General features: G+C 68.4%; 26 protein-coding genes and 1 riboswitch. Of the genes, 9 read left to right on the top strand and 17 right to left on the bottom strand.

The features are described from left to right. The first annotated feature begins 19 nt into the window (after positions 1-19). Positions 20-1,000, top strand: a complete 981-nt coding sequence (locus J1C47_RS02495) for a diguanylate cyclase (RefSeq protein WP_207349149.1) — start codon at positions 20-22, stop codon at positions 998-1,000. Between the two features lie 37 nt (positions 1,001-1,037). On the opposite strand, the gene J1C47_RS02490 is transcribed toward J1C47_RS02495, so the two are convergent. The 7 genes from J1C47_RS02490 to J1C47_RS02460 all read right to left on the bottom strand — a co-directional run bounded on the left by J1C47_RS02490 (position 1,038) and on the right by J1C47_RS02460 (position 7,850). Beyond that, entirely contained in the window at positions 1,038-1,763 is a 726-nt protein-coding gene (locus J1C47_RS02490) for an ATP12 family chaperone protein (RefSeq protein WP_207349148.1), read from the bottom strand. Positions 1,764-1,855: 92 nt separating this feature from the next. Beyond that, positions 1,856-2,521, bottom strand: a complete 666-nt coding sequence (locus J1C47_RS02485) for an HAD-IA family hydrolase (RefSeq protein ID WP_207349147.1) — start codon at positions 2,519-2,521, stop codon at positions 1,856-1,858. A 10-nt stretch (positions 2,522-2,531) separates the two neighbouring features. Next, positions 2,532-3,515, bottom strand: a complete 984-nt coding sequence (locus J1C47_RS02480; RefSeq protein WP_207349146.1) for an RluA family pseudouridine synthase — start codon at positions 3,513-3,515, stop codon at positions 2,532-2,534. 271 nt (positions 3,516-3,786) lie between these two features. Continuing rightward, on the bottom strand, positions 3,787-4,737 hold the full coding sequence (locus J1C47_RS02475) for an NAD-dependent epimerase/dehydratase family protein (protein WP_207349145.1): 951 nt from the start codon (positions 4,735-4,737) through the stop codon (positions 3,787-3,789). A gap of 52 nt (positions 4,738-4,789) precedes the next feature. Next, a complete protein-coding gene (locus J1C47_RS02470; protein WP_207349144.1) occupies positions 4,790-5,623 on the bottom strand; it encodes an aspartyl/asparaginyl beta-hydroxylase domain-containing protein in 834 nt (277 codons plus the stop codon). A 136-nt stretch (positions 5,624-5,759) separates the two neighbouring features. After that, positions 5,760-6,137 (bottom strand): fluoride efflux transporter CrcB, encoded by a 378-nt coding sequence (gene crcB / locus J1C47_RS02465; protein ID WP_207349143.1) that lies wholly within the window; start codon positions 6,135-6,137, stop codon positions 5,760-5,762. 96 nt (positions 6,138-6,233) lie between these two features. Further along, positions 6,234-7,850: a BCCT family transporter gene (locus J1C47_RS02460; RefSeq protein ID WP_207349142.1), complete on the bottom strand. Its 1,617-nt coding sequence runs from the start codon at positions 7,848-7,850 to the stop codon at positions 6,234-6,236. 301 nt (positions 7,851-8,151) lie between these two features. On the opposite strand from J1C47_RS02460, the gene J1C47_RS02455 reads away from it, so the two are divergent. The 3 genes from J1C47_RS02455 (at position 8,152) to truA (ending at position 11,696) form a co-directional block, all read left to right on the top strand. After that, the gene (locus J1C47_RS02455; protein ID WP_342591918.1) at positions 8,152-8,877 is read left to right on the top strand and encodes an SDR family NAD(P)-dependent oxidoreductase; all 726 of its coding nucleotides are present in this window, start codon (positions 8,152-8,154) and stop codon (positions 8,875-8,877) included. Positions 8,878-9,061: 184 nt separating this feature from the next. After that, positions 9,062-10,612 carry a bifunctional GNAT family N-acetyltransferase/carbon-nitrogen hydrolase family protein gene (locus J1C47_RS02450; RefSeq protein WP_207349140.1) on the top strand — a complete coding sequence of 517 codons (1,551 nt, stop codon included), beginning with the start codon at positions 9,062-9,064 and terminating at the stop codon, positions 10,610-10,612. Between the two features lie 304 nt (positions 10,613-10,916). Further along, the gene (gene truA / locus J1C47_RS02445) at positions 10,917-11,696 is read left to right on the top strand and encodes a tRNA pseudouridine(38-40) synthase TruA (RefSeq protein WP_207349139.1); all 780 of its coding nucleotides are present in this window, start codon (positions 10,917-10,919) and stop codon (positions 11,694-11,696) included. A 141-nt stretch (positions 11,697-11,837) separates the two neighbouring features. On the opposite strand, the gene J1C47_RS02440 is transcribed toward truA, so the two are convergent. From J1C47_RS02440 to J1C47_RS02430, 3 genes are all read right to left on the bottom strand, one after another. Next, complete coding sequence (locus J1C47_RS02440) at positions 11,838-12,029, bottom strand: hypothetical protein (RefSeq protein WP_207349138.1); 192 nt, start codon at positions 12,027-12,029, stop codon at positions 11,838-11,840. After that, on the bottom strand, positions 12,026-12,367 hold the full coding sequence (locus J1C47_RS02435; protein WP_207349137.1) for a hypothetical protein: 342 nt from the start codon (positions 12,365-12,367) through the stop codon (positions 12,026-12,028). Before J1C47_RS02435 ends, J1C47_RS02440 begins: the two co-directional genes overlap by 4 nt. 322 nt (positions 12,368-12,689) lie before the next feature. Continuing rightward, positions 12,690-13,592, bottom strand: coding sequence for a LysR family transcriptional regulator (locus J1C47_RS02430; protein ID WP_207349136.1), 903 nt, complete (start codon positions 13,590-13,592; stop codon positions 12,690-12,692). A 96-nt stretch (positions 13,593-13,688) separates the two neighbouring features. Here J1C47_RS02430 and J1C47_RS02425 point away from each other — a divergent pair, with 96 nt between their 5' ends. Beyond that, a complete protein-coding gene (locus J1C47_RS02425; RefSeq protein WP_207349135.1) occupies positions 13,689-14,555 on the top strand; it encodes an aldo/keto reductase family oxidoreductase in 867 nt (288 codons plus the stop codon). A gap of 52 nt (positions 14,556-14,607) precedes the next feature. Here the strand turns inward: J1C47_RS02425 and J1C47_RS02420 are convergent, their stop codons facing one another. Then, entirely contained in the window at positions 14,608-15,198 is a 591-nt protein-coding gene (locus J1C47_RS02420) for a hypothetical protein (RefSeq protein WP_207349134.1), read from the bottom strand. A gap of 4 nt (positions 15,199-15,202) precedes the next feature. Further along, positions 15,203-16,393, bottom strand: coding sequence for a succinyl-diaminopimelate desuccinylase (gene dapE / locus J1C47_RS02415; RefSeq protein WP_207349439.1), 1,191 nt, complete (start codon positions 16,391-16,393; stop codon positions 15,203-15,205). 270 nt (positions 16,394-16,663) lie between these two features. Here dapE and J1C47_RS02410 point away from each other — a divergent pair, with 270 nt between their 5' ends. After that, positions 16,664-17,731, top strand: coding sequence for a lytic transglycosylase domain-containing protein (locus J1C47_RS02410; RefSeq protein ID WP_207349133.1), 1,068 nt, complete (start codon positions 16,664-16,666; stop codon positions 17,729-17,731). 50 nt (positions 17,732-17,781) lie between these two features. On the opposite strand, the gene J1C47_RS02405 is transcribed toward J1C47_RS02410, so the two are convergent. The 3 genes from J1C47_RS02405 to dapD form a co-directional block, all read right to left on the bottom strand. Beyond that, entirely contained in the window at positions 17,782-18,537 is a 756-nt protein-coding gene (locus J1C47_RS02405) for a phosphodiester glycosidase family protein (RefSeq protein ID WP_207349132.1), read from the bottom strand. Between the two features lie 71 nt (positions 18,538-18,608). Further along, positions 18,609-19,058, bottom strand: a complete 450-nt coding sequence (locus J1C47_RS02400; protein ID WP_207349131.1) for a GNAT family N-acetyltransferase — start codon at positions 19,056-19,058, stop codon at positions 18,609-18,611. Positions 19,059-19,220: 162 nt separating this feature from the next. Beyond that, positions 19,221-20,075, bottom strand: a complete 855-nt coding sequence (gene dapD, locus J1C47_RS02395) for a 2,3,4,5-tetrahydropyridine-2,6-dicarboxylate N-succinyltransferase (protein WP_207349130.1) — start codon at positions 20,073-20,075, stop codon at positions 19,221-19,223. 120 nt (positions 20,076-20,195) lie between these two features. Between dapD and J1C47_RS02390 the strand changes: the two genes are divergently transcribed. Further along, positions 20,196-21,050 (top strand): LOG family protein, encoded by an 855-nt coding sequence (locus tag J1C47_RS02390; RefSeq protein ID WP_207349129.1) that lies wholly within the window; start codon positions 20,196-20,198, stop codon positions 21,048-21,050. A gap of 24 nt (positions 21,051-21,074) precedes the next feature. Here the strand turns inward: J1C47_RS02390 and J1C47_RS02385 are convergent, their stop codons facing one another. After that, positions 21,075-22,373: a ChaN family lipoprotein gene (locus J1C47_RS02385; RefSeq protein WP_207349128.1), complete on the bottom strand. Its 1,299-nt coding sequence runs from the start codon at positions 22,371-22,373 to the stop codon at positions 21,075-21,077. Positions 22,374-22,661: 288 nt separating this feature from the next. After that, positions 22,662-23,801 carry an acyl-CoA dehydrogenase family protein gene (locus J1C47_RS02380; RefSeq protein WP_207349127.1) on the bottom strand — a complete coding sequence of 380 codons (1,140 nt, stop codon included), beginning with the start codon at positions 23,799-23,801 and terminating at the stop codon, positions 22,662-22,664. A gap of 188 nt (positions 23,802-23,989) precedes the next feature. Next, positions 23,990-24,201: riboswitch (cobalamin riboswitch) on the top strand. 54 nt (positions 24,202-24,255) lie between these two features. Here J1C47_RS02380 and J1C47_RS02375 point away from each other — a divergent pair. Further along, positions 24,256-24,939, top strand: coding sequence for an energy-coupling factor ABC transporter permease (locus tag J1C47_RS02375; RefSeq protein WP_207349126.1), 684 nt, complete (start codon positions 24,256-24,258; stop codon positions 24,937-24,939). Positions 24,940-25,223: 284 nt separating this feature from the next. Next, complete coding sequence (locus tag J1C47_RS02370; protein ID WP_207349125.1) at positions 25,224-26,810, top strand: acetolactate synthase large subunit; 1,587 nt, start codon at positions 25,224-25,226, stop codon at positions 26,808-26,810. Positions 26,811-26,943: the final 133 nt, after the last annotated feature.

The raw sequence follows: 26,943 nt of genomic DNA, 5'->3' as shown, positions 1-26,943 counted from the left end.
CCCTTGGGAGGCGTTCCGCATGAAGGCAAGGAAGAACCAGAGCGACTTTGCGGTGCGCCTGATGCAGCACCTGGTCGTGCCGACCTTCGTCCTCGACAAGACCGGTCATGTGATCATCTGGAACAAGGCGTGCGAAAGGCTCACCGGCATCCGCGCCGAGGACGTCATAGGCACCCGCCGCCACTGGACGGGCTTCTACACCGAAGAGCGTCCCTGCCTCGCCGACCTGGTGATCGCCCACGCCGCCGCCGACATCGCCTCGCTCTATACGGTCGACTGCTCGTCCGAGCCCGACCGGGGCATTCTCTCCGCCGAAAACTGGTGCCACCTGCCGATCGTCGGCGGCCTGCGCTACCTCGCCATCGACGCCGGGCCGATCCACGACGAAGCCGGCGAACTCATCGCCGTCGTCGAGACGCTGCGCGACATCACCGTCCAGAAGGAAGCGCAGGACAAGCTCGAAGTCCTGGTGCGGCAGGATTCCCTCACCGGCATTCCGAACCGGCGGCTGTTCGACGAATATCTGCAGGGCGAGTGGCAGATCGCCACCGGCACCGCCCGCCCGCTTGCCCTCCTGATGATCGATATCGATCACTTCAAGGTCTACAACGACACGCTCGGCCACGTCGCCGGCGACCAGTGCCTGAAGCGGATCGCGGAGCTGATCAGCGCCGAGACACGCCGCGAATGCGACGTCTGTGCGCGCTACGGCGGCGAGGAATTCGCCGTCATCCTGCCGCGGACGGATCTTCCCGGCGCCGTCGCCGTGGCCAAGCGCATCGCGCGGGCCGTCGCGCATGCCAGGATCCCCAATCCGGGGCTCGGCCCGCGCGGCCGTCTGACCATGAGCATCGGCGCCGCGGCGTTCGACCCGGAGAACCGGCCGGCCAGTCCCGACGACCTTCTCGCCGCGGCCGACGCAGCGCTCTATGCGGCCAAGCAGTCGGGCCGCGCCTGCGTGCGCACGAGCACCCGGGAGCTGGCGGTCTCGGCCGCCTGAGCCAATCGCGCCGGCCACGCCGATCGCTTCTCCGCGGTCAGCGCCGCAGGAGCAGCGCCGCGGCCGCCATTTCCCGAAAGCGCAACGCGCGCCGCTGTTCCGCCTCCGCGTCGCGTCCCCATTGCTCGACGTTCCAGTCCTCGTCGAGATGGGCGAGCGCCCAGGCTTCCTCGACGTCGAGCCGGCCGTCGGCGACCGCCAGCGCGATCAGCGCCGAGCCTGTCAGGGTCGTGACCTGATGCAGCGCGGCCACGGCATAGCCGTCCCGAATCCGTGCGAGATGGTCGCGGATCGCCTGCAGCGACGCTTCGGGCTGGGCGACGTGCATGACCCCCTGGGCAAGCACGAAACGCGCGCCGAACCGGCCTTCCGCCCAATCCAGCAGCGGGTCCCAGCGCTCGCGCTGCCGCGTCACCAGACGATCCGGCTCTCCGGCGCGGTAGAACAGGAGGTCGGTCTCGGCGAAGCGGGCGATGTCGTCCCTCACTGGCTCCGGATCGGCGAGGATGCCGTCGATCGTCGTGTTGACGAGCCGTGTCAGCGGCATCGTCGCCGGATCGATGCGGTCGCCCTGGGCCGCCCATTCCTCCACAAGCGCCTCGGCGACATGGGCTTGGCGAACCGCGAGCGGATGGCGCGCCGGCGTCCGCACCGGCCGGCCGTCGAGTTCGACGGCAAACCCCGCGGGCGTCTCGGCGAGCGTCACCTCCTTGTAGAACCGCTTCGGGAGTTCCGGCCGGGCAAGCAGCGGGTTGTCGGACATGAAGCTTTCACCCTTTCGCGAAAATCCGGAGATGGGAGGTCCGCCGCCCGCCGCAAGCGCAAGACTTAAGGTCGACGTGGCAGCCCGCCGGGTCAGTCGGCGAGAAACCGCTCGAGCGCGGCCCCGAGTGCATGGGTTTCGGCGACGATCTCATGGGCGCCTGCCCGGCGCATCAGTTCCGGCGAATGGCTCCCCCAGGCGACGCCGACCGCCCGCGAGCCCGCCGCCCGCGCCATCTCCATGTCGAAGGTGGTGTCGCCGACCACCACCGCGGCTTCCGGCGCGATGCCGAACTCCGCGCAGCATTCGAGCACCATCGCCGGATGCGGCTTCGACGGACAATCGTCCGCCGTGCGGACGGCGTGGAAACAGTCGCTCAGGCCGTGATGCGCCGTCAGCGCCGCGACGCCGCGGCGCGACTTGCCGGTGACCATGCCGACGAAGACCTCGTCCCTCGCCGCCAGAGCCCGCACCAGCTCGGCCATGCCCGGAAACAGCCGTTCCGAAAAGTCCGGGCGCGCGCGCTCGGCGCGGTATTCGATCCGGTAGCCCTCGGCGAGGTCGACGACGACCCGCTCGTCGAGCGAAGGCCGCAGCGCATGCACGGCCTTTTCGAGCGACAGGCCGATGATCGCCCGCGTCGCCTCGGGCGGCGGCGGATCGAGGTCGAACCGGCGGAACGCCCGGTCCATGATCGCGACGATCAGGCCGGCCGAATCGGCGATCGTGCCGTCGCAGTCGAAAAGTACCGCCTTCATCGCCACTGTCTCAGTCGCCGAGGGCGGCTTCGTCGAAGCCGAAGAGGTTGAAGGTCTGGACCATGTGTTCGGGAAGCGGGGCGATCTGGTCGATCATGCCCTTGTCCGGATGCGGAATGACGATGCGCCGGGCATGGAGGTGAAGCCGCTTCTGGACGCCGCCGGGAAACTCCCAGTTGGTGTCGTGCTCGAAATATTTCGGATCGCCGAGGATCGGATGGCCGATCTCGGCGGCGTGGACGCGCAGCTGGTGGGTGCGGCCGGTGTGGGGCTGCATCTCGAGCCAGGCGAAATTCTGCGCCACCTGGTCGATCACCCGGTAGTGCGACAGCGCGTGATCGGCGCCCTCGTCGCCGTGCCGGGCGACGCGCATGCGGTCGCCGTCCGGCGTCTGCTCCTTCTTCAGGAAGGTCGAGATGCGCCCCTCGCGCCGTGCCGGCACGCCTTTGACGATCGCCCAGTAGTGCTTCTGCGTGTCGCGCTCGCGGAACGCCTTGGTGAGATGCGTAGCGGCGCCGCGCGTGCGCGCGACGAGGAGGATGCCCGAGGTGTCGCGGTCGATGCGGTGGACGAGCCGCGGCTTCTCGCCCTTCCTGTTGCGCCAGGCCTCCAGCATCCCGTCGACATGCCGCGTGACGCCCGAGCCGCCCTGCACGGCAAGGCCCGCCGGCTTGTTGAACACGAGGACCTTGTCGTCCTCGTAGATCAGCATCTTCGCCAGAACGTCGCCGTCCTGGCTGTGGCGCATGGTGTTGGCGGTCAGCGGCCGGGCGTCGAGCTTGGCATCGGTGGCGAGCGGCGGCACCCGGACCATCTGGCCGGGCTCGATGCGGGTGTCCGACTTGGCACGGCCGCCGTCGACGCGGATCTGGCCCGAGCGCAGGAGCTTCTGCAACTGGCCGAAGCCGAGGCCGGGATAATGCAGCTTGAACCAGCGGTCGAGCCTGAGCCCGGCCTCGTCCTCGTCCACCCGTCGCTGCTCGACGCCAGCCAATGGTCCTGCCTCTCGTTCGGTCGCGGCCACATGCCGGATACTGGCCGGGCGCGTTTCCCGTCTCCTAAAGAATGCCGTGCGGTAGGGCAATGCGGACAGGAGGGCGGCGACGCAGCGCACGACAGTCCGGGGCCGTCGGTGACGCGTCGATCTCCGCTTGCCGGGGGGATCAGGCGAACTGCCTCGCCCGTCGAACCTGATCGAGCGCTGTGACGCGACGAACGCCAAGCCGCCAAGCCGCCCCAGACCCGCGTCTCACGCCGACCGGCCCTCAGACCTCTTTCGGCGAGACATAGGCGGGATCGTGCTGGAAGGGCAGCGGACCGCCCTCCTCCAGCGCCTTCAGGATCGCCGCGAAATCCGTGCGGCAGCGAAAGCCGAGGACGCGCTCCATGCGGCTCGCGTCGTAGACCCGGCCGATCGAGCCCGGCAGTTGCCATCCCCGGGCCGCGTAGAGTTGCGCCGCCTGCGGGAAGTGCCGGGCAATCACCGCGGCGGCGCCGCACTTCAACTCCCCCGCCTCGTTGCGCTGAAACGGCGTCGGCGCCGCGACGACGAAGGTCTCGAAGCCGAGTTCCGGCGCCCGGTCGAGCGCTGCGATATGCGCCGCGGCGGCGTCCTCGACGGTCAGCCGGCGGTTCAGGAACTCGTTTGCCTTGAGGTTCTCGCCGGAAAGATGGTCGAGCGTGTCGTCCTCCTCGGGAAAGAACCGTGCGGTCCGCAGGACGACGATGCCGAGCCGATGCTCGCTCGCAAAGAGGCGGCACAGCCCCTCCGCCGCGAGCTTCGTCACGCCGTAGACGTTGCGCGGCGCGAGCGGCCCCGCCGTCTCGTCCAGCCAGACGGCGGCATCGCCCGCCTCGTCGCGGATCGCCTGCGAGATCATCAGCGAGGTCGTGGAAGTGAAGACGAAGCGATCGTGGCCCGCCGCCGCGGCGGCTTCGAGAAGGTTGAGCGTCCCGGTGACGTTGACGTCGACGAAGGCCTGCTTGGGATAGCGCGCGACGTCCGGCTTGTGCAGCGCGCCGCCGTGAATCACCGCTTCGATGCCGTGTTCAAGAAACACCTCCTCGACCAAGGCCCGGTCCGCAACGCTGCCGACGACGTCGGTATGGCCGCCGGGCGCGACGTCGAGCCCGGTGACGGTGTCGCCCCGCGCCTTCAGCGCCGGCGCGAGGTATCGTCCGAGCCAGCCGGAAGAACCGGTCAGAAGGATGCGCATGATCGTGCTGCTCCAGCCTCGATAGGGGGACCGACCCGGCCGCCTGGCCGACTCAGGCGGCGGGCCTCTCCGCGCCGCCGCGCCGGTCGATCATCTTCCAGTTCCTGTAGAACATCGCCTTCAGCCGGTCGGCCACGGCCGACACGCCGACGAGCAGCGCCGAGAGAAGGCCGGGCACCGGGCTCGGCCGGATGACGTCCATGAAGACGTTGTAGCGTCTGGCGTCCACCTCGTTGACCGACTGGTGGAACAGCGTGTCGTCGAAGATGTAGAGCGGATCGTCGCGCCAGAGATGCTTTATGCCGTCGCATTCGATGAACACGCGGTCGCTGTCGGCCGGCGCGAGATTGAGCAGCACCCGGAGGGTCAGCCGCAGCGGCCCGTAGTGCCAGGTGGTCGATTCCTTGCCCGAGAACACCGAGACCGCGATGGTCCGCACATATCTGAAGTCGCGGTTGAACTCGGGCACATTGTCGACGAAGCGCTTGCCGTACCACTGGTAGACATACATGCCGCGCCGCCCTTCGGCGAACTGCGAATCGATGTCGGCGATGATCTCGCTCTTGCGCGCCCGGAAGGTGTCGAGCACGGTCTCGATCTCGCCGCGCCATTCCGGCGGGAAGTCCTCGATCCGCCAGACGCCGGGATTGCGATAGCTGAGAAGATCGATCAGCAGATTGAAGGGCGAGAGCAGCCAGGTCGGGATGCCGTTCCCCATGAAGTAGCGGCTGTACATCAACTGCGTCTTCGCCTTGTTGCGGCCGACGTCGATCAGGCCGCAGACGATCCAGACGATGGCGACGATCGGGATCAGCCAGAGGCACAGCAGCGCGAGCGGCACCGCGATCGCCACGCGGCGCAGGAGCTTCTTCGTTTTGCGGGTCATGATTGCGGGATCTCCCTCCGCCCTGGGGTCGCTCGGCGGCCCGAGGCAAACTTGCGCGGACGGCATACCCGCCGGTGTTCCGGTCAGGCAAGGGTCGGGAGCGGCCGACAGACCGTCACCGGGCGGCGACGGCGTCTCAGCCGAACGCGCGGACCAGCGCAAGCCCGGCAAAGAGCGCGGCCAGGCCGAGCACCACCGAGCCGAGCACGTAGACCGCCGCCAGCAGGAGATCGCCGCGCTCGTAGAGCAGTGCCGTGTCGAGCGAGAAGGAGGAGAAGGTGGTGAAGCCGCCGAGGACGCCGGTCGCGAAGAACAGCCTGAGTTCGGCGGATGCCCCGAGGCGGCGCGCCAGGAGCTCGATGAAGGCGCCCATGACGAAGGAGCCGACGACGTTCACGAACATCGTCGCGTAGGGAAAGCCGGGCCCGAGCAGACGGATCGCCGCGAGGCCCGCGAGATGCCGCAGCGCCGCGCCGATGCCGCCGCCGAGCGCGACGATGAAGACGTTGAACATGCGCTCAAAATTCCGGAAGTCGTCGAATGAAGGCGCCTTGCGGCCGGCGCGGAACGCCGGTCGCAAGGCGGGAGAAAGAGCGGCGTCGGGGCACCCTCAGACCTTGTAGCCCTTCGCCTTCATCTTTTCGAGGAAGGGCTGCTTCCTTTCGTCGGCCAGCCCCTTCCAGGTCGACCAGCACAGGAAGAGCAACAGGATCGCGAAGGGGAAGCCCGTCGCGACGGCCGCCGCCTGGAGGGCCGCAAGGCCGCCGCCGAGAAGCAGCGTGATCGCCACGAGACCCTCGAAGGTCGCCCAGAACACCCGCTGCGGCACCGGCGCGTCGATCTTGCCGCCGGCGGTGATGGTATCGATCACCAGCGAGCCGGAATCGGACGAGGTGACGAAGAAGACGATCACCAGCACGATGCCGATGAAGGAGGTAATCGTCTGCAGCGGCAGCTGGTCCAGCATGACGAACAGCTTGGTCTCGAGCGAGGCGTCGACGATGCCGGAGAACCCGCCGATCGTCTCGGTGAGCGCCGTGCCGCCGAAGACCGTCATCCAGATGATCGAGACGACGCTCGGGATGATCAGCACGCAGGTGATGAACTCGCGCACCGTGCGCCCCCGCGAGACCCGGGCGATGAACATGCCGACGAAGGGCGACCAGCTCATCCACCAGGCCCAGTAGAAGGTCGTCCAGCCGGTGCGATAGCCGTCGTCCGCCCGCCCGAACGGGTTCGAGAGAGGGATGAACTCCTTAGCGTAAGCCACGGTATTGCCAACGAATCCCTGCAGCAACTCCGAAGTCGGGCCGACGAAGAACACGAAGAGGAGCAGCAAGAGCGCCAGCACCATGTTGATCTCGGACAGGCGCCGCACGCCGGCATCGAGGCCCGCCACGACCGAGGTCAGGGCGACGGCGGTGATGAGGCAGATGAGGACGATGTTGCTGACGATCCCGTCCGGCACGCCGAACAGGTAGTTCAGGCCGCTGGTCGCCTGTTCCGCCCCGAAGCCGAGCGAGGTGGCGAGGCCGAACAGCGTCGCGAAGACGGCGAGGATGTCGACGATGTGGCCGGGCCAGCCCCAGGCCCGGTCGCCGAGCAGCGGATAGAACACCGACCGCATGGTCAGCGGCAGGCCCCAATTGTAGCTGAAGAAGGCGAGCGCCAGGGCGACGACGGCGTAGATCGCCCAGGGATGCAGCGCCCAGTGATAGATCGTCGCCGCCATGCCGAGCCGGCGCGCCGCCTCGGTGTCTCCGGCCGCGCCCATCAGCGGCGCGTCGGCACCGCCGGCCATCGACGAGGAGAAATGCGTCACCGGCTCCGACACGCCGTAGAACATCAGGCCGATGCCCATGCCGGCGGCAAACAGCATGGCGAACCAGCCGAAATAGCCGAATTCCGGCTGCGCGTCGTTGCCGCCGAGCTTGACCTTGCCGAGCGGCGAAGCCACCACGGCGACGCAGAAGAGCACGAAGACGTCGCCCGCGAGGAGGAACAGCCAGTCGAAGGTCGAGGTGATCGCCGGGCGCAGCCAGCCGAAGAAGTCGTCGGCCACGGTGGGAAAGAGCAGCGTGAAGGCGACGAAGGCGATGATCACGCTCGCCGAGATCGGGAACACGGGGTTGTGGATGTCGAGCCCGAACCGCTGGATGTTGTCCTGGCCGACCTCGTAGTCGGTCACCGACACTTCGGGTATCTCGGTGGTCTGTTGTGTGGACATCGAGACCTCGTCAATGTTGCAATGAAGATGCGCCCGCGCGGCGCAAAGGGCACGGCCTAACGCAGCGGGCCGACGATCGCCAGTGTGGCCAGTAGATGGCCCACTGCCTCGTCGATCAACCCCGAAGCCGCAGCTTTGCCGAAATTTCGCCAGATTTCGCGCCGGGCGGCGACGGCCGGGACAGCGACGCGGAAGCGTAAGCGACACGTCGGAGCGGCCGCGTGGGACATGCAGTCGCCGCGGAATATCCGCTGAAAGGGCGCAGGAAATGGCAAACGGGCGGCCTCTCGAAGGCAAGATCGTGCTGATCACCGGGGCCGCCGGCGAGATCGGCACGGCGAGCGCCGCGCTGATGGCACGGCGCGGCGCGCGGATCGTCGCCGTCGATCGGCCGGGTGCCGACTTTTCCGGCCTTAAGGCCGCGGTCGGCGAGGATCTCGTTTCGGTCGAGGCCGACGTGACGCACGAGGCCTCCGTCCGCGCCTACGTCGGACGGGCGCTCGCCGTCGCCGGACGGATCGACGTCTTCTTCAACAATGCCGGCGTCGCCGGCCCCGTCGCGCCGGTGGCCGACTATCCGCTCGAGGCGTTCCGGGCGGTGATGGCGGTGAATGTCGAAGGGGTGTTTCTCGGGCTGAAGCACGTCCTGCCGGTGATGCAGAGCCAGGGCTTCGGCTCGATCGTCAACTCCTCCAGCGCATCCGGCCTCACCGGCTGGCCCGGCATGTGGGGCTACAATGCCAGCAAGCATGCGGTCGTCGGCCTGACGCGGGTGGCGGCGAGCGAGGCGGCGCCCCACGGCGTGCGGGTCAACTGCATCAATCCCGGCCCGATCCGCAGCCGGATGATGGGCGGGCTCGACGCCAGCATCGGCTCGGAGGAGGCCCGGCGCGCCCGCGGCATCCCGGCGCGGCGCTACGGTCTGGTCGAGGAGGTCGCCGGGGTCGTCGCCTTCCTCGCCTCGGACGATTCCGGCTACGTCAACGGCGCCGTGCACCCCATCGACGGCGGACTGACCGCCGTTTGACGGCGGGGCGCACCGCCGTCGCGGCCCCGGGAACCGGCAGACGACGGAGCGGAATCGCGCCGCGGCCTTGCCCTTCAACCGGCATCTTGCTTGTGGGGCTCGATTTCCGGCCTATCTCGGGCATTCGGCCGCCAGCGGCCGCACCCGTCATCCGCAACACCGCCTCGAAGGAATTCGCCCGCCCATGGCCGAGAAGCGCTCGACCCCGAAGATCGAAGTCCGCACCGCGACGACCAAGGACGTCGCCGCCATCATCGCCCTCTCCGCCAAGGTGTTCAAGGACGAGGCCCCCTATACGCGCGGCATGGTCATGGGCCAGCTCTCGGCCTTTCCCGAAGGCCAGTTCGTCGTGGTCTACGAGGACGAGATCGTCGGCTACGCCGCGACGATGGTGCTGCCCGAAGCGAAGGTGATGAAGCAGCATTCCTGGGCCGAGGTCACCGGCGGCGGCTATGCCGCGATGCACGACCGCAAAGGCGACTGGCTCTACGGCATCGAGGTCTGCGTCGATCCGGACCGCCGCCGCCTCAGGATCGGCAAGCGGCTCTACGACGCGCGGCGGCGCCTGTGCACCGACATGGACCTGAAGGGCATCGCCTTCGGCGGCCGCCTGCCCGGTTACCGGCGCAATGCCCGCAAATACGCCTCGCCCGAAGACTATATCGAGGCGGTTCGCAAGAACGAGCTGACCGACCCCGTCGCGACCTTCCACCTGCGTTCCGGCTTCGAGCCGCAGTTCCTCCTGAAGAACTACTATCCCCAGGACGTCGCATCCGGCGGCCACGGCGTGCTGATGGTCTGGCGCAACCCCTATTACGATCCGGAACAGGCGCGCCAGCCGGTCAACCGGTCCAACCCGGACGTGGTGCGCATCGTCACAGTGCAGATGAAGGCGCGCAAGATCGCCGCGCCGCAGGAATTCTACGACGCGGTCGAATATTTCATCGAGGTCGCGGCGGAATACGAAGCCGACTTCGTGGTGTTTCCCGAGCTCTTCACCCTGATGCTCCTCTCCTGCGAGGCCGAGGAGCTGAAGCCGGAGGCGGCGATCCGGCGGCTCACCGAGCACACGCCGGAATTCACCGAGCGGCTGACGGAAATGGCGATCCGGCGCAACATCAACATCATCGGCGGCAGCCACGCGACGAAGACCGAGGACGGCGAGATCCAGAACGTCGGCTACGCGTTCCTGCGCGACGGATCGGTGCATGCGCGCGAAAAGATCCATCCGACGCCGAACGAGCGGACCTACTGGCACATCCAGGGCGGCGATCCGATCGACGTCGTGGAGACGGACTGCGGCCCGGTCGGCATCATGATCTGCTACGATTCGGAATTTCCGGAGATCGCCCGCCGGCTCTGCGACCAGGGGGCGCGCATCCTGTTCGTGCCGTTCAACACCGACACCCGCCACGGCTATCTCCGGGTGCGCTACTGCTGCCAGGCGCGGGCGATCGAGAACCAGTGCTACGTCGTGACCAGCGGCATGACCGGCAATCTCGCCAATGTCGACAATCTCGACATCGAATACGCACAGTCCGGGATCTTCACCCCTTGCGACTTCCCCTTCGCCCGGGACGGCATCGCCGCCGAGGCCTCGGAGAACGTCGAGATGGTCGCCGTCGCCGATCTCAACCTCTCGACCCTCTCCTGGGCGCGCTACGAGGGCTCGGTCCGCAACTTCCGCGACCGGCGGCTCGACCTCTACCGCACCCGCTGGTCGGACGGGGGCTAATGGATTGAATTTGACATTTGAGTCCCGATCGGGTGAGGCGACGTATCGAATGTCAAATTCGAAAAATCCAGTAGGATCATAATGATGGCTCGTGGTCTTTCGATTCCGACATTTGCTGCGCGGTCTCCACAGGACGCTACCAAATGTCGGAATCGGACCACGAGAGAACGACCGCCGGAGAACGTATGGAACGCCGGCGCGCGGGCCGGCGGCAGATGCCAGTCGGCGAGACCCGCGCTTCGGGCGCCGTCGATGGCGATCGTCGTGACTGCGCCCGTGCCCCGACCTTCCGCAAGGCCTGCCGATGCCCCGCTACAAGCTCACCATCGAATATGACGGCCGGCCCTATTGCGGCTGGCAGCGGCAGGACAACGGGCTTTCCGTCCAGGAGGTGATCGAGACCGGCATCCGCGGCTTCACGAAAGAGACAGTGACGCTGTTCGGCGCCGGCCGCACCGACGCCGGCGTCCACGCCACCGGCCAGGTGGCGCATGTCGACCTCGCGCGCGACTGGCCGGAAGACACGGTGCGCGACGCGCTCAACGCCCATATCCGCGACGAGCTCGTCTCGGTCGTTGCAGCGGAGCGCGTCGGGGCCGATTTCGACGCCAGGTTCTCGGCGCGAAAGCGCTGGTATCTCTACCGGATCTTCAATCGCCGGGCGCCCCCCGCCGTCGATCGCGGCAAGGTCTGGTGGGTCTGGAAGACGCTCGACGTCGCCGCCATGCACGAGGCCGCCCAGGCACTCGTCGGCACCCACGACTTCAACACCTTCCGCTCCACCCACTGCCAGGCGAAGAACCCGATCCGCACGCTGGAGGAACTCTCGGTGACGAAGGGCCCCGGCGACGAGGTGCACATCACCGCCATGGCCCAGTCCTTCCTGCACAACCAGATCCGCTCCTTCGCCGGCACGCTGAAGCTCGTCGGCGAACACCGCTGGACGACGGCGGACGTCGTCGCGGCCCTCGATGCCAGGGACCGCACGCGCTGCGGCCCGGTTGCGCCGCCGGACGGGCTTTATCTGACGAAGATCGAATACGGCAACGCGCCGAAGCGGACGCTGCCGGCGTATGAAGCATGATAAAGGCCGCCGGGTTGATCGAGAGCAGACCGGAGACTCGGGCAATATGCAGGCGAAAGGTCAATCCTTCCGGCTGCGGTGATGCCGGCTTCTCTTCGTCGCCCGTATGGAAAGCAACGCTGACCGGCTTCGGCGATCTTGTCAGCTTGACGGCTCACGCGAGCCTTTCTGGCTTTCGAAGAGATCGCGGAAGAGGTTCTGTTCCTCCCAGACGCTCTCGTCGGAGTCTCGACTCACCTTTCTCGCCAAGAGCACGAGCACGATCAGCGCGAACAGCCCGATGGTCACACCAAGGACTGGAAGTGCGATGGAAGTGGCGGAAAAAGCATTCATTGCAACTCCTCTACGGCATCCTGGTACCGGTCGACCTTTTCTTCGTGCGCAAACTTCTTGGCATTCATCCAGTGGGATATTCCGAGGCCCAGCATGAGTATGCCGGCCCCCGTCGCTGTCACCACGGCCGCACCCAGAACGAACGGTGAGGCGACGGTCGCCATCGCCACCCCTCCGCCGGCTGCAAGTGCTCCACCGATTCCAATTCCCACCTGCTGAGCGGTCTGTGCTGCATTTCCAGCGCTGTTCGCTCGTCGCTTTTCTCGCCGCGCGAGTTCTCTCAACCGCTGCCTCAGCATGGGTTTGTCGACGGGCTCGACGATGAGGTTGATCCGCATCCCTCCGATGTCAAGTGACAGAAGGGAATGGCCGGGAGGCAGCGAGGGAGCGCCGAACATGGAGGAACGGACCGTCGCGGCAGGAGGTGCCCGAGCGACGCCAGGTCGACTCGTATCGTCGTCTGACATGTCGCACACCCTCCAGGAAAGATTGATTCCGACCTGCGTTGAGTCTTGAAAGATTGCAGCTAGAGATAACACGATGCGCCGATCAAGATCCACGACCATCGAGAATCAGGATCGCGCTGAGCTCGACGGGATGTTGCCCTGAATCACGACCGCGACGCATGGCGACCACCATCCCGAGCCGGAGACGTGGCGCTCACCACCGCATCCCCCTCGCAAAATCCACGAATGCCCGGAGCGGCGCCGGCAGGTGCTTTCGGCCCGGATAGTAGAGAAACGGCCCGGAAAAGCTCTGCCACCAGTCTTCGAGCACCGGTTCGAGCCGGCCGTCATCGAGCGGCGGGCGGAGCCACTCCTCGAACAGCCCGATAACGCCCGCGCCTTCGACCGCGGCGTCGACGGCAAGATCGATGCCGCCGCCCGTCGAGGCGATCAGCGGTCCCGAGACCTCGACCTTGACCGTCTCGCCGGCCCTTTCGAACTCCCAGGGCGTTGTCAGCGCGCCGCCGCGGAACCGGCCGAGAATGCATCGATGGGCGAGGAGATCGCGCGGATGTTCCGGCCGCCCGACGCGGTCGAGATAGGCCGGCGCGGCCGCCACCGCCATTTTCTGCATGCGCGGGCCGATCGGCACGGCGACCATGTCCTGCTCCAGCCGCTCGTCGTAGCGGATGCCGGCGTCGCATCCCTCCGCCAGGACGTCGACGAAGCTGTCCTCGCAGATCACCTCGAGCCGGATGTCGGGAAAGGCGGCGAGGAAACCCGGCACGATCTTCGGCAGGACGAGCCGCGCCACGGCGACGGGCACGTTGAGCTTCAGCGTCCCGGCCGGCCGGTCGCGGAACCGGTTGACGACGTCGAGTGCCGCCTCGACCTCCAGGAGCGCCGGACCGAGCCGCTCCATCAGCCGCCGCCCCGCCTCTGTCGGCGCGACGCTGCGGGTGGTCCGGTTGAGCAGCCTGACGTCGAGCCGAGCCTCCAGCCGGCGAACTGCTTCCGACAGGCCGGAGGCGCTCTTGCCGGTAGCGCGCGCCGCATCGCGAAAGCCGCCGGCACGCACCACCGCGAGGAATTCCTGAAGATCGGCCAGATCGGTCATCGTTCGCCCTTCCGCACGACCCGTGCGGATCATCCTCGCTTATCGCACACAGCGGAAGGGCCTAGCTAGGAAACCGGACAAAAGAGGAGTTCGACCATGACCGACCTTTCGAAAGCCGGAACCTTCAGACTCGGCGACAGACCCGTGAAACGCATGGGCTACGGGGCGATGCAGCTCGCCGGCCCCGGCGTCTTCGGCCCGCCCAGGGACCGCCCCGGGGCGGTCGCGGTGCTCCGCGCCGCGGTTAAAGCCGGCGTCGACCACATCGACACCAGCGACTTCTACGGCCCGCACGTCACCAACGAGATCATCCGCAAAGCGCTTTTCCCCTATCCGGAGGATCTCACCATCGTCACCAAGATCGGCGCCCGGCGCGGCCCGGACGGCTCCTGGAACCTTGCCGACAAGCCGGCCGATCTGAGGAGCGCGGTCGAGGACAATCTGAGAAACCTCGGCCTCGACGCGATGGATGTCGTCAATCTGCGGATCATGTTCGATGTCCACGGCCCGGCCGAGGGCTCGATCGAGGCACCGATGACCGCGCTCGCGGACCTGCAGCGCCAGGGCCTCGTCAGGCACATCGGCCTTTCCAACGTCACCCCGGCGCAGGTCGCCGAGGGCCGGCGGATCGCCGAAATCGTCTGCGTGCAGAATCAGTACAACCTCGCCCACCGAAACGACGACGGGCTGGTCGATGCGCTGGCGCGGGACGGCATCGCCTATGTGCCGTTCTTTCCGCTCGGCGGCTTCTCGCCGCTGCAGTCGGAAACGCTGTCCAGGGTGGCGACGGGGCTCGGCCATACGGAGATGCAGGTGGCGCTCGCCTGGCTGCTCCGGCGCTCGGACAACGTCCTTCTGATCCCGGGGACGTGTTCCCTCGCGCATCTTCGCGAAAACCTCGCCGCGGCCGAGATCGAACTGCCGGCGGAGACGGTGGCGGAACTCGACCTGATCGGCGGCTGACGAGGGCGCGATCCTGCCGGGCCGGAGCGTCGACGCTCCGGCCCGGCGTGTCTTACACCAGCGGCACGCCGGTGACGTCCATCACCGCGCCGTAGCTCATGAGATAGGCGACGACCATCATGACGGTGATGGCGACGGCGGCCGGAAAGTCGCGGCCGAGGGCGAAATAGAGCAGCCGCACGGTGAGGGTCACCGTCGCGATGGTGACCAGCAGGCCGAGAAGCGCGGTCGCCTCGTTCGGGCCGAACAGGATGATCACCACCCAGTACGGCACCACTGCCCAGGAAAGCAGCGCGCCGCCCCAGTTAAAGGCGACCACCAGCGGCACGATCTTCTTCGAATAGCCGATGCGCCGGGCAACGATCATCAAAATGAAGACCGGCAGCAGCCAGGCAAGGATGTCCGCGAAGGCATGGGCGCCGTAGATCACGACGCCGCTCCTCTCGCCCGTCGGCGCATGGCCGCCGCTGAGCTCGTAGGCGAGCCAGGACAGAGCGAGCGGCGGCATGGCGACGATCACCGACGCGAAGGACTGCCAGAAGCCGTCGGCCGACAGGTCGAGCCGGCGCAGACCCTCGGGCTTGCCGGCCATCAGCAGGAATGCGCCGGAGAAATACCGGACGATTTCCGAAAAATTCGGCACGAAATCAGGCGTTGGCGGCGAACCAGCGGGAAATGAGGGCTTCATAGACATCCGTCAGTCCCCGGAGATCGGACAAGGCGACCCGCTCATTGGACATATGCATGGTCTTCCCGACAAGCCCGAATTCCACCACCGGACAATGATCCTTGATGAAGCGTGCATCCGAGGTGCCGCCCGAGGTGGAAAGTTCCGGCCGGCGGCCGGTCACAGCGACGACAGCCGCGACCAGCGCCTCGGTCAAGCCGCCCGATTCGGTCAGGAAGGCCTCCGACGGCGGCTCGCGCCAGAAAAGTTCGTAGCCGGCGGCCGACCTTCCTTTCCGCAGCCGCTCTGCGGCGGCGCCGCGGGCGATTCGTCCCTCGAGTTCGGCCTTCAGCGTCGGGACCGACCATCGGTCGTTGAAGCGGACGTTGAAGAAGATCGAGCAGCGCGACGCGATGACGTTGACGGAAGGATTGCCCGTCTCGATCGCGGTGATCTCGAGATTGGACGGCTGGAAGGCCTCCGTCCCGCCGTCGAGCGGTTCGGCGAGGAGCGCGTCGGCGATCTGGACGGCGCTTGCCACCGGATTGTCGGCCAGATGCGGATAGGCCGCGTGACCCTGCCGGCCGATCACCCGCACCTCGCAGGACAGCGAGCCGCGGCGGCCGATCTTGATCATCTCGCCGAGCGCCTCGGGGTTGGTCGGCTCGCCGACGAGGCAGGCGGTGAAGCGCTCTCCCTTCGCCTTCGCCCAGTCGAGCAGCTTCGCCGTGCCGTTGATGCCGGGCCCCTCCTCGTCGCCGGTGACGAGGAAGGACAGCCTTCCCGGCGGCAGGCCATGCCGGCGGCGATAGCGCGCGAAGGCGGCCACGAAGGCGGCGATGCCGCCCTTCATGTCGACCGCGCCGCGGCCGATCATCTCCCCGTCCTCGACGACCGCGCCGAAGGGGTCGTGGCGCCATTCCGCCGGATCGCCCGGCGGCACGACGTCGGTATGGCCGGCGAAGACGAGATGCGGTCCGGCGACGCCGATCGCCGCGAAGAGGTTCTCCACCGGCGGCGTCCCCGGCTCGGTGAAGACCGGCCGCGCCACCGTGAAGCCTTCGCTCCCGAGCAGCCTCTCGAGCAAGGCGAGCGCGCCCCCCTCCTCAGGCGTCACCGACGGGCAGCGGATCAGCCCGGCGAGGACGGCGACGGGGTCGGTCGGGTCGATCTCTTCCGCGAAAGCGGCAGGCCCGGCGTCAGGGATGGGTGATTTCATCATCGTCCGGGAATAGCCGAGTTGATGCCGCGCCGCCACAGCGACGCCGTCTCGGTGACGATCCGTTAAGGTTTGACGGCTGCCGCCACCTCTTCGCCACGATTGCGCCGCGATCGGCCCGGAAGTCGGCAGGCGGGAACATTTCGAGCGGGGGCTCACGTGCTGCTTCACCGGACGGATCGGTCGATCGATCTTTCACTGCCGCGTCTTGCGGCATCCACGATGGCGCTCGCGGCCCTTCTCGCCGTCTCCGGATGCATCGCCGACGGCCCGGGCGGCTCGCCGCTCGGCGTCGCCTTCGCCGGCAAGGAGGACGATGCCGCGGGCGACGACGACGCCCGGCAGGTGGCGGCGACGCAGGAGACCGACGCCAAGTCCGGCGGTGTCAAAAAGGCCGACCGGGTGATCGCGGCGCGCGAGGCGCGCAAATCGGCCGAGACGGGCACGATCTCCGGCAGCGCGGCGATCGACAGGATGATCGTCCAGCATGCCAAGGAGAACGGCATTCCCCCGGCCCTTGCCTTCGCGGTCGTCAGGGTCGAGAGCCGCTACAATCCCCGCGCCCGCGGCGCCGGCGTCTACGGCCTGTCGCAGATCAAGCCGGCGACCGCCCGCAGCCTCGGCTTTTCGGGCTCTGCCAGCGACCTCCTCGACGCCGACACCAATCTCACCTACGGCATGAAATATCTGAAGGGCGCCTGGGAGCAGAGCGGCCACGACGTCTGCGGCACGGCGATGAAATACAAGGGCGGCCACCGCACCACCCGCATGACCGCCGCCGCCCGCAGCTACTGCTCCAAGGTCAAGGCCCACATGGCCGAACTCGACGTCGCCCGGCGTGGACCGGGCGAGGCCGTCCCGGCACGGATCGAGACGACGCGAATCGCCGAGCGTGCGCCGGCCGCCGAAGACGCGGCGACGGTGGCCTCGGCCGGCCGGGCGGCAAGCCGGCAGCAAGCGGAGCGCCGCGGCGGCGCCGCGGCGAGCCTCGTCCAGGCCACCGCCTTCGCCCCCGCCGCAGGCGGGCCAGCGGCCGCGACGACGGTGACGGATGCGGAGCGGTCGGCTCCGGTCGAGGCGGTGCCGCGCTCGATCAAGGTGACTGTCGAGCATGATCGCCCGGACGTCGCGTCCACCCGGGGCGGCCGCGTCGCCGCTGGCGCCAAAAAGGTGCCCACCCCCGCCGAAGCGCCGGCCGACGGGACGCGCGAGCGGGACGAAAACCTCGCCGCCCGCTTCGGCGACGGCGACGCGGCGGTGCCGACGCTCCGGCCCTCGCTCGCCGACTGAGGGCCGGGAGCTTCCCGCACACTTCCGCTCGTCTTTCGGCGCTCAGCCGCTCATCGCGGCGTGACGACGAGCATCGGGCCCAGCCGGTCGCGGCGATAGTCGATGCCGCCGGCCGGGTAGTAGAGGCTGGAGATCGTGCCGTCGAAGAACAGCGCGTTCCGGCAGCCGAGCCGATCCTTGAAGAAGCCGCCGAAGTCCCAGAAGTTCACCGGCGTGCGCGAGAGGACGAGGCTGACGACCCGGCCGTCCTCGCGGGCGCAGACGCCGTTTCGGACGTTCAGACTGTCCGACCCTTCGATGAAGCGCGGATGCAGCCTGCCGTCGACGACGAGCATCGGGCCGGACTGGGTCGCGAGTTCAGGCCGGTGGCGGGTCTCAAGGTAGCGCGACGATTCCATCACCCGGGCGCGGCCGTCCTCGACGAAGAAGACGCCGTTCGGGCGCAGCGAATAGTTGCCGGAGCCGGTGCCGAGCACGGCGGCGTGGCGTTCCCTGCCGTCCTGGACCGCGAGCCCGACCGGCCGGCGGTCCTCGTGATACATGCCGGCATTCATGATCAGCGCGACCTCTCGATCGGGCATCGAAGCCTTGACCGCCTCGAAGGTTTCGTAGGGCCTGCCGTCCGCATCGAGCGCCCGAAGCGAAACCAGGTAGCGATCGAGCGGCACGTCGCAGACGATGTATTCGACGCGCTTCGCAGTCTCGGTGCGGCAGAGGCCGGCATGGCCTTCGGGCAGCGCGGGAACCGTCTGGAACAGGCCGAGCAGGCCGGCCGCGGCAAGCGGCATGGCGAACATCGATGGCATGGCGGTCGTTTCCTCGTGCGCGTTGCGGGTCGTGACGACGACGACCGGACTCGCCCGGGCCGACGCTCCGCTCAGAAGCGGTTGTACTTGATGAAGGGCGTCTTGGTGCCGATGCGGTCGTAGAGCCGTCGCGCCGGGTGATTGAACTCCTGCGTCATCCAATAGACGGTCGGCGTTCCGTTCGCGTCCGCCGCGGCATAGACGGCCTCGATCAGCGCACGGCCGACGCCCTTGCCGCGAAGTTCGGGGTCGGCATAGAGGTCCTGCAGATAGCAGACGTCTTCCAGCTTCCACATGTGGCGATGGTAGAGGTAGTGGACGAGGCCGGCGGGCCGGCCGCCCACGACCGCGAGCAGGCCGTGGCAGTCGCGTTCGCCAGGATCGATCAGCCGGGCAAAGCTCGATCGATAGACGTCCTCGCTCGCGACGCTGTCGTAGAATGCCAGATAGGCCGTCCAGAGCCGGCGCCACTCGCTTTCGTCGCCCGCCTCGATCGGCCGAACGGTGAGATCGTGCTGCATCGGATCGTCGCTCTCCCGCCGGACCTTCCCGATATGGCGGGCGCTGCGTTCCGGCGATCTGCAGCGTGGTTGGCACTCACCCGAAAGCTCGGCCCAGGATGAGTTCAGGCCCGGGGCAATCGCGCTCTCACGGTTTCGGACGCGCGTCGGGACGCGCTGCCCTCAGCTCCTCAGCAGCTCGTTGATCGAGGTCTTCGACCGCGTCCGCTCGTCGACACGCTTGACGATGACAGCGCAGTAGAGGCTCGGCCCCGGCTCGCCGTTGCCCATCGGCTTGCCGGGCAGCGCCCCGGCGACGACCACCGAATAGGGCGGCACCTCGCCATAGGAGATCTCGCCGGTCGCCCGGTCGACGATCTTCGTCGACTTGCCGATGAAGACGCCCATGCCGAGCACCGAGCCCTCGCGCACGATGCAGCCCTCGACCACCTCCGAGCGCGCGCCGATGAAGCAGTTGTCCTCGATGATCGTCGGCCCGGCCTGCATCGGTTCGAGAACGCCGCCGATGCCGACGCCGCCGGACAGATGCACGTTTTTGCCGATCTGGGCGCAGGAACCGACCGTCGCCCAGGTATCGACCATCGTGCCTTCGTCGACATAGGCGCCGAGATTGACGAAGGAGGGCATCAGCACGACGCCGCGGCCGACATGCGCCGAGCGGCGGACGACGGCGTTCGGCACCGCCCTCAGCCCCGCCTCGCGGAACCGGTTCTCGCCCCAGCCCTCGAACTTCGACGGCACCTTGTCCCACCAGGTCGCGCCGCCCGGCCCGCCCTCGATCACCGCCATGTCGTTGAGCCGGAAGGAGAGGAGCACGGCCTTCTTCAGCCACTGATGCACGGTCCAGGAGCCGTCCGCCCCCCGCGTCGCGACGCGGGCCTCGCCGCGGTCGAGCAGGTCGAGCGCCGCGTCCACCGCCTCGCGCACCGCGCCGGTCGTCGCGGGGGAGACCGCGTCGCGCTCGTCGAAGGCGCGTTCGATCGTGGCTTCGAGGGCGGCGCGGTCGGGCGCGGTCATCGGCATGGCTCCATGTTCGGTGATGAGCGGCGCCGGAAAGGGCACCCTGTGCAAATCGCGGCGGACCCTAGTTCCCAGCTTTCGGAAGGTCAATCGAAGCCACAGATGCAAGGCCCGAGCATGTCAGACGACACACCGCGCAACCGCGACGGCTGGGACCCGTTTCCGAGTTCGCGCAGCGACCGGCAGGAAGCCGCGAGGAAATCCGGCGGCACGCCGCAGACCCGGTCGCCGACCTATCGCCTCGCCTTCGACGATCCCGACTTCCTGACGCGGGAGGAGACCCGCGGAGTGCGGCTGCAGCTCGAACTGATGAAGCCGGAACTCGCCTTCCTCGACGCCGGCATCCTGTCGACGGTGGTGCTGTTCGGCGGCGCGCGGATCCCGCCGCCCGGCGTCGCCGCCTGGGCGGCCCGCAACGAGACCCAGAAGAAGAATCTCGAGGCCAATTCGAAATTCTACGAAGAGGCGCGGCGCTTCGCCCGGCTCGCCTCGCAGCATTCGGCAGACAGCCACGGGGGCAAGGAGTTCGTCATCGTCACCGGCGGCGGTCCGGGCGTCATGGAAGCCGGCAATCGCGGCGCCGCGGACGTCGGCGCCCCGTCGATCGCACTCAATATCACGGTGCCTCACGAACAGGAGCCGAACCGGTTCGCGACGCCCGAACTCTGCTTCAACTTCCACTACTTCGCCATCCGCAAGATGCATTTCCTCGTCAGGGCGAAGGCGATGGCGATCTTTCCCGGCGGCTTCGGCACGATGGACGAACTGTTCGAGGCGCTGGCCCTCATCCAGACGAGGCGGATGCAGAAGATCCCGGTCGTGCTGTTCGGAGAAGGGTTCTGGCGGCGGGTGTTGAACTTCGAGGTCCTGGCGGAGGAAGGCACGATCGCACCGGGCGACCTCGACCTGATCACCTTCGCGGAAACGGCGGAGGAGGGCTGGCAGGCGATCCGGACGTTCTACGGGTTCTGAGCCCGCCCAGCCCCGGCCCTCGCCTCACTCGCCGGCCTTTTCCTCCATGCGCCGGCGCAGCGACTGGCACGGATCGTCGACGTCGGCGCGGGGGGTGAAGATCGTAAAGTCGTAAGGGGCCGGCGCCTCGGCGCTGAGGCCGTAATCGGCGGGATCGCCGTCCTCGCCCGCGACCTCGAGCATCCGCACCGACAGGGCGTCGGCTGCCGGATCCTTCTTCTTCAGGATCGAGGGCACGCCACGGTCGGCGCGGACATGACCGGCACCGGCGATCAGCACCGCCTTGTCGCGGGTCTTCGCGGCGTCGACCATCGCGGCGGCGAGCGCCCCGTCACGGGCGCGCTGGGCAACGGCCATCGGCGCGATGGCGGCCACCGGCATCAGGCCGCAATGGGCGCTGCGCACCTCGTCCTCGAGCTCGGCGCGCAAAGCGGGGTCGGCGGGAGCATCCAGCGAAAGCCGGGCGCGCTCTTCGGCCGGCAGGTTGTCGACGCCGTTCGCGGCGATCGAACTGACGACGTCACGGTCGAGATCCCCCGCCGCGACCGACAGGCCCTGGCGTTTGGCGGTCTCGAAGAGCGGACGATAGCCTGAAAAGTCGGGCCAGCCACGCGCCGTCCATTCGAGCCGGTCCGCGAGCGAATCGAGGTCGATCGACCCCGCCTCAGACGAGCCGAAGGCCGAGACGGCGCTGCCGAGCCGCATCGGGATCATCTCGAAGACCAGCGACATGTCGGCCGACTGGGCGGCGAGATCCGCGACGATGTCGTTCTGCAGGCGGTGATGATCGGGATTGTCGTGGGTCTCGCCAAGGAGGACGTAGCGGGCGGCCTTCGCGGCGCCGAGAAGCGCCGACGCGTCGGACCGGTTGCCGTCGCCCTGATAGATGCCGCCGACCAGCGGATTGTCGGCGAAGTAGCGCGACTGCCAGGCCTGCTCGCCGGCGCCGGAGAGCCGGCTGGACAGAGGCGTCGCCTCGAAGGCGGGTGCCGCACTTCCGCCGGCAGCGACCCGCGCCGCGGCGTCGCCCGCCGCGGCGACCTTCCTCAGGAATGCGGAGGCGCCGTTGCCGGCCGCGCCCGCCATCCGGTCGGGGGACAGGGCTGCCTGCGGAATCCGGCTCGCCGCGACGCTTTCGGCAAGACGATGATCGACGGCCCCGGCGAAGGGCTCGACGGTCGAGACGTTGACCTCGGCGAAATCCTCGTCGCCCTTGCGCCGGTATCCGAGCGAGACCTTGTCCGCGGCAACAGCCGCCGAACCGTCGCCGTCGGCGGCCTGCGCGATGGCCGGAGCGGCAACCCCGGCGTCGTCAGACGGCATGTTCTGTGCGACGCCGTAGCCAATCCCCCCGAGGACGGCTGCAAGCGACGGAACAATCCAGTGACGGCTTTTCAAGTCGAACGACCCCCAACCCCGGCTGACACGCGCGGCCTCGTTCCCCTCGAGTCCGCCCGCGTCGCTGAGCAATACGAATTACGCCAGCTTGTGGCAAAACTATTGCAGATTTCACACCGGACGAGTTTTTTCGGAGGAATTTCCTTCCCACGGCCGCGGCTGGCCGGCCGCATCCAGCCAGCGGCAAGGTGCGCGGCGGCAGACTGGCCGCCCTCAGTCGCCGGCCAGCATCGCCCTCGCGACGATCAGGCGCATGATCTCGTTGCTGCCTTCGAGAATCTGGTGGACCCGCAGATCGCGGACGATCTTCTCGATCCCGTAGTCGGCGAGATAGCCGTAGCCGCCGTGCAGCTGCAGCGCCATGTTCGCCACCTCGAAGCTCGCATCGGTGACGAAGCGCTTCGCCATGGCGCAGGCCTTGGTCGCGTCCGGAGCCTTGCGGTCGAGCTTCCAGGCCGCCTCGCGCAGGAAGATCCGCGCCGCCGAGAGCTCGGTCTCCATGTCGGCGAGCCGGAACTGCAGCGCCTGGAATTCCGTCAGCGTCCGCCCGAAGGCTTGGCGCTCGCGCATGTAGGAAAGCGTCCTGTCGAGCGCCGCCTGGGCGGCGCCGAGCGCGCAGGCGGCGATGTTGAGCCGGCCGCCGTCGAGACCCTTCATGGCGTAGGAAAAGCCCCTGCCCTCCTCGCCGAGGAGGTTTCCGGCGGGTAGGCGGCAGGCCTCGAACCGGACCTCGGCGGTCGGCTGGGCGATCCAGCCCATCTTCCGCTCCTCGGCGCCGAAGGAAAGGCCCGGCGTGCCCTTCTCGACCAGGAAGGCGGAAATGCCCTTCGGCCCCGCCTCGCCGCTGCGCGCCATGACGAGATAAAGGTCCGAGAAGCCGGCGCCGGAAATGAAGCTCTTGGTGCCGTCGAGGACCCAGCCGTCCCCGTCGCGCCGCGCGCTGGTGCGCAGTGCCGCGGCATCCGAGCCCGACCCGGGCTCGGTCAGGCAGTAGCTGCCGACCGCCTGCATCGAGACGAGTTTGGGCAGGAAGGTCCGGCGCTGTTCCTCGCTGCCGAATCCGTCGACCATCCAGGCGACCATGTTGTGGATCGAGAGAAACGCCGAGACCGACGGATCGCCGTAGGACAGCGCCTCGAAGATCAGGACCGCGTCGAGCCGCGAAAGACCCGAGCCGAAATCGTCGCGGACGTAGATCGCCGCCATGCCGAGGGCGGCGAGTTCCTCGAGCACGTTTCGCGGCAGGCGCTTCTCCGCCTCCCAGCGCGCGGCGAAGGGCGCCATCTTCTCGGCGGCGAAATCCCGCGCCATGGCGAAGATCTGCTGCTGCTCCTCGGTCGGCGAGAAATCCATGGCGTCGCTCCTCCGTCGTTTCCCCGCGCCGCGCTTTTTTTCGTCGGATCCCGGCCGCATAGGCCGCCCGAAACCGCGTCGGTCCCTATCCGTGCATCTGAGCGCGGCAGACCTTGGAATTCAAGCGACGCCGCCGCGCCGGGACACGGCGGCCGCGGCCTTCGCCCTTGCCAAGCCCGCGACCGTTGCGTAGCCATTGGGGCGATGGTTCCGCCAAGCGAGAGCGACGCGGATGAAAAGGGAACACGGTGAGGCGTACCCATCAGGGACCGAGACCGTGGCTGCCCCCGCAACTGTGAGCGGCGAGCCCAGCCCTGAATGCCACTGGCCGGAACGGCCGGGAAGGTGGGCAAGGCGACGACCCGCGAGCCAGGAGACCTGCCATCGACGTCCGCGCCCGAAGGCGCAACCCGAAACGATCCTCGCACGGTGGGTGCGAAAGGAGAAACATCCCATGCATATCGAACCAGGCGTCGTCGACGGCGCCAAGATCGTCCTCAGCTATGCGACGGGCGTCGCATCCCTCGGCCTCGTCGGCAAGATGGCGCTCTCGACCATCCGCACCGACGGCGGCGCCGCGGCGCTGGCCATGCGGTCGGTGGCGACCACCGCCCTCGTCTTCTCGTTCTTTCAGATCCTGCCGCATTATCCGGCCGGCGTCTCCGAGGTGCATCTGATCCTCGGCTCGACGCTCCTCCTGCTGTTCGGCGCGGGGGCCGCGGGGATCGGCCTCGTCGTCGGGCTTCTCCTCCAGGGGCTGTTCTTCGCGCCCTTCGACCTGCCGCAATACGGCATGAACGTCACGACGCTGATCGTCCCGCTGTTCGCGCTCTCGGCGCTTGCCGAGCGCCTGATTGCGCCCCGGACCGCCTATGTCGACCTCAGCTACCGCCAGGCGCTGACGCTCTCCACCGCCTATCAGGGCGGCATCGTCGCCTGGGTGGCGTTCTGGGCGTTCTACGGCCAGGGCTTCGGGGCGGCGAACGTCGCCAACGTGCTTGCCTTCGGCGGCGCCTACATGCTGGTGGTGGTCATCGAGCCGCTGGCCGATCTGGCGGTGCTCGCCGGCGCCAAGACGCTGCACGGCCTCGCCGGCTCGCCGATGATCCAGCGCCGGGTGCATCACGCCGCGGCCTGACCCGAAGACCGGGGCGGCGGAAACGCCAGGGTCGCAGTCGTGCGGCATCGGACATGCTCCGGCCTTCAGCCTGCCGATCCGAGGCTTGCCCGGCCTCTCCGACGCCCGAGATTTCCAAGCGCGCAAAGGCCGGGACGACCGGCCTTTGCGCAAACGGGTCGATGCGGGACGGCGCGACGCCCCGCGGACGGCGCCGGAAAGCCGGACGCCCGGCCGCGGCGTGAGTTCCGACGCGATGCCCGATGGGACCGAGCGAACACCACGTCACATGCGAAAGGGCTGCGATGAGTGCTGAACGCAAGACGAACGGCGCCGAACGGCTCTGCGACACGCTGATCGCCCAGGGCGTCGACACCTGCTTCGCCAATCCGGGCACCTCGGAGATGCATTTCGTCGGAGCGCTCGACCGGCGGCCGGAGATGCGCTGCGTCCTCGGACTGTTCGAGGGCGTCGTCACCGGCGCGGCGGACGGCTACGCCCGCATGGCGGAAAAGCCGGCGGCGACCCTCCTGCATCTCGGGCCGGGCCTCGCGAACGGTCTTGCCAATCTCCACAACGCCAAGCGGGCGCGCACGCCGCTGATCAACGTCGTCGGCGACCACGCCACCCATCATCTGAGACACGAGGCGCCGCTCGCCAGCGACATCGACGGCCTGGCGCGGCCGATGTCGAACTGGCTCGGACGGGCGACCCGGCCGGACGAGGTCGGCCCGCTGGCGGCTGCGGCGTGGCGGGCCGCCGTCTCGACGCCGGGCGTCGCGACGCTCGTGCTTCCGGGCGACGCCGCCTGGAACGCCGCCGCGCCGGTCCCGATCGTCCCCCTCGCGCGCGATGCGCCGAAGGCCGTCGACGCGGCGAAGATCCGGGCGATCGCGCGCGCCGTCGCGACCGGCGGGCGGACCGTCTTTCTCGTCGGCGGCCGGGCGCTGCGCGCGGACGTCCTTCCCCTCGTCGCGGCCATTGCGGAAAGGACAGGGGCCGAGTTCGTCGCGGAGACCTTCAACGCACGAATCGAGCGCGGCACAGGCAGGATCGCCATCGGCAAGCTTCCCTACGGCGTCGACGACGCCGTCCGCCACCTCGCCGGCGCCAAACGCGTCGTCTTGATCGATGCGCGCCCGCCGGTCGGCTTCTTCGCCTATCCGGGCAAGCCGAGCGAGCTTCAGGACCCCGCGGCGAGCCTCTACCGGCTGGTCGAGCCCGACGAGGACCTCGCAGAGGCGCTCGCGCTTCTCGCCGAGGGGGTCGGCGCGGAACACCGGCCGAGGACCGCCACTGCCCCCGGCCCCGCCCCTGCCCCGGGATTTCGGCCGGACGACCTGCCGAAGGGTCCGCTGACCGCGCAGTCGACCTGCGCCATCGTCGCCGCGCTGCTGCCCGAGGAAGCGATCGTCTGCGACGAATCGATCAGCGCCGGCGCCACCTTCTTCGAGACGAGCTACGGCGGGGCACGCCACGACTATCTGCAGATCACCGGCGGTTCGATCGGGATCGGCCTGCCGCTCGGAACCGGCGCCGCCGTCGCCTGCCCCGGCCGCCGCGTCGTCTGCCTGCAGGCGGACGGCAGCGCCATGTATACGATCCAGGCACTGTGGACGCAGGCGCGCGAACGCCTCGACGTGACGACGGTGATTCTCTCCAACCGCCGCTACGCCATCCTCGAACACGAGATGCGCAACGTCGGCATCCTGCAATATGGCGAGAACGCCCGCCGGATGCTGCGTTTCGACGATCCGCCGCTCGACTGGGTGGCGCTCGCCGGGGGCCACGGCGTCGAGGCGGCCCGGGCGGAGACCGGCGAAGCGCTGGCGGATCTGCTGCGCGCCGCGAACGCCCGCAAGGGCCCGTTCCTGATCGAAGCGGCGATCTGACGCGGCGTGGCGGACCAGCCGGCAACGCTCGTCCGTCGGAGGGAAATCCCCTGCCGTGGCTTCGAGCCTGCGGGCGGCCGGAGGGACGAATTCCGCGGCGCGGAAGACGGCCGTAACCAGCCTGCGCTCAGGC

Source organism: Jiella sonneratiae (assembly GCF_017353515.1).
Taxonomy (GTDB): Bacteria; Pseudomonadota; Alphaproteobacteria; order Rhizobiales; family Rhizobiaceae; genus Jiella; species Jiella sonneratiae.
This window is presented reverse-complemented; position numbering and strand designations above follow the sequence as displayed.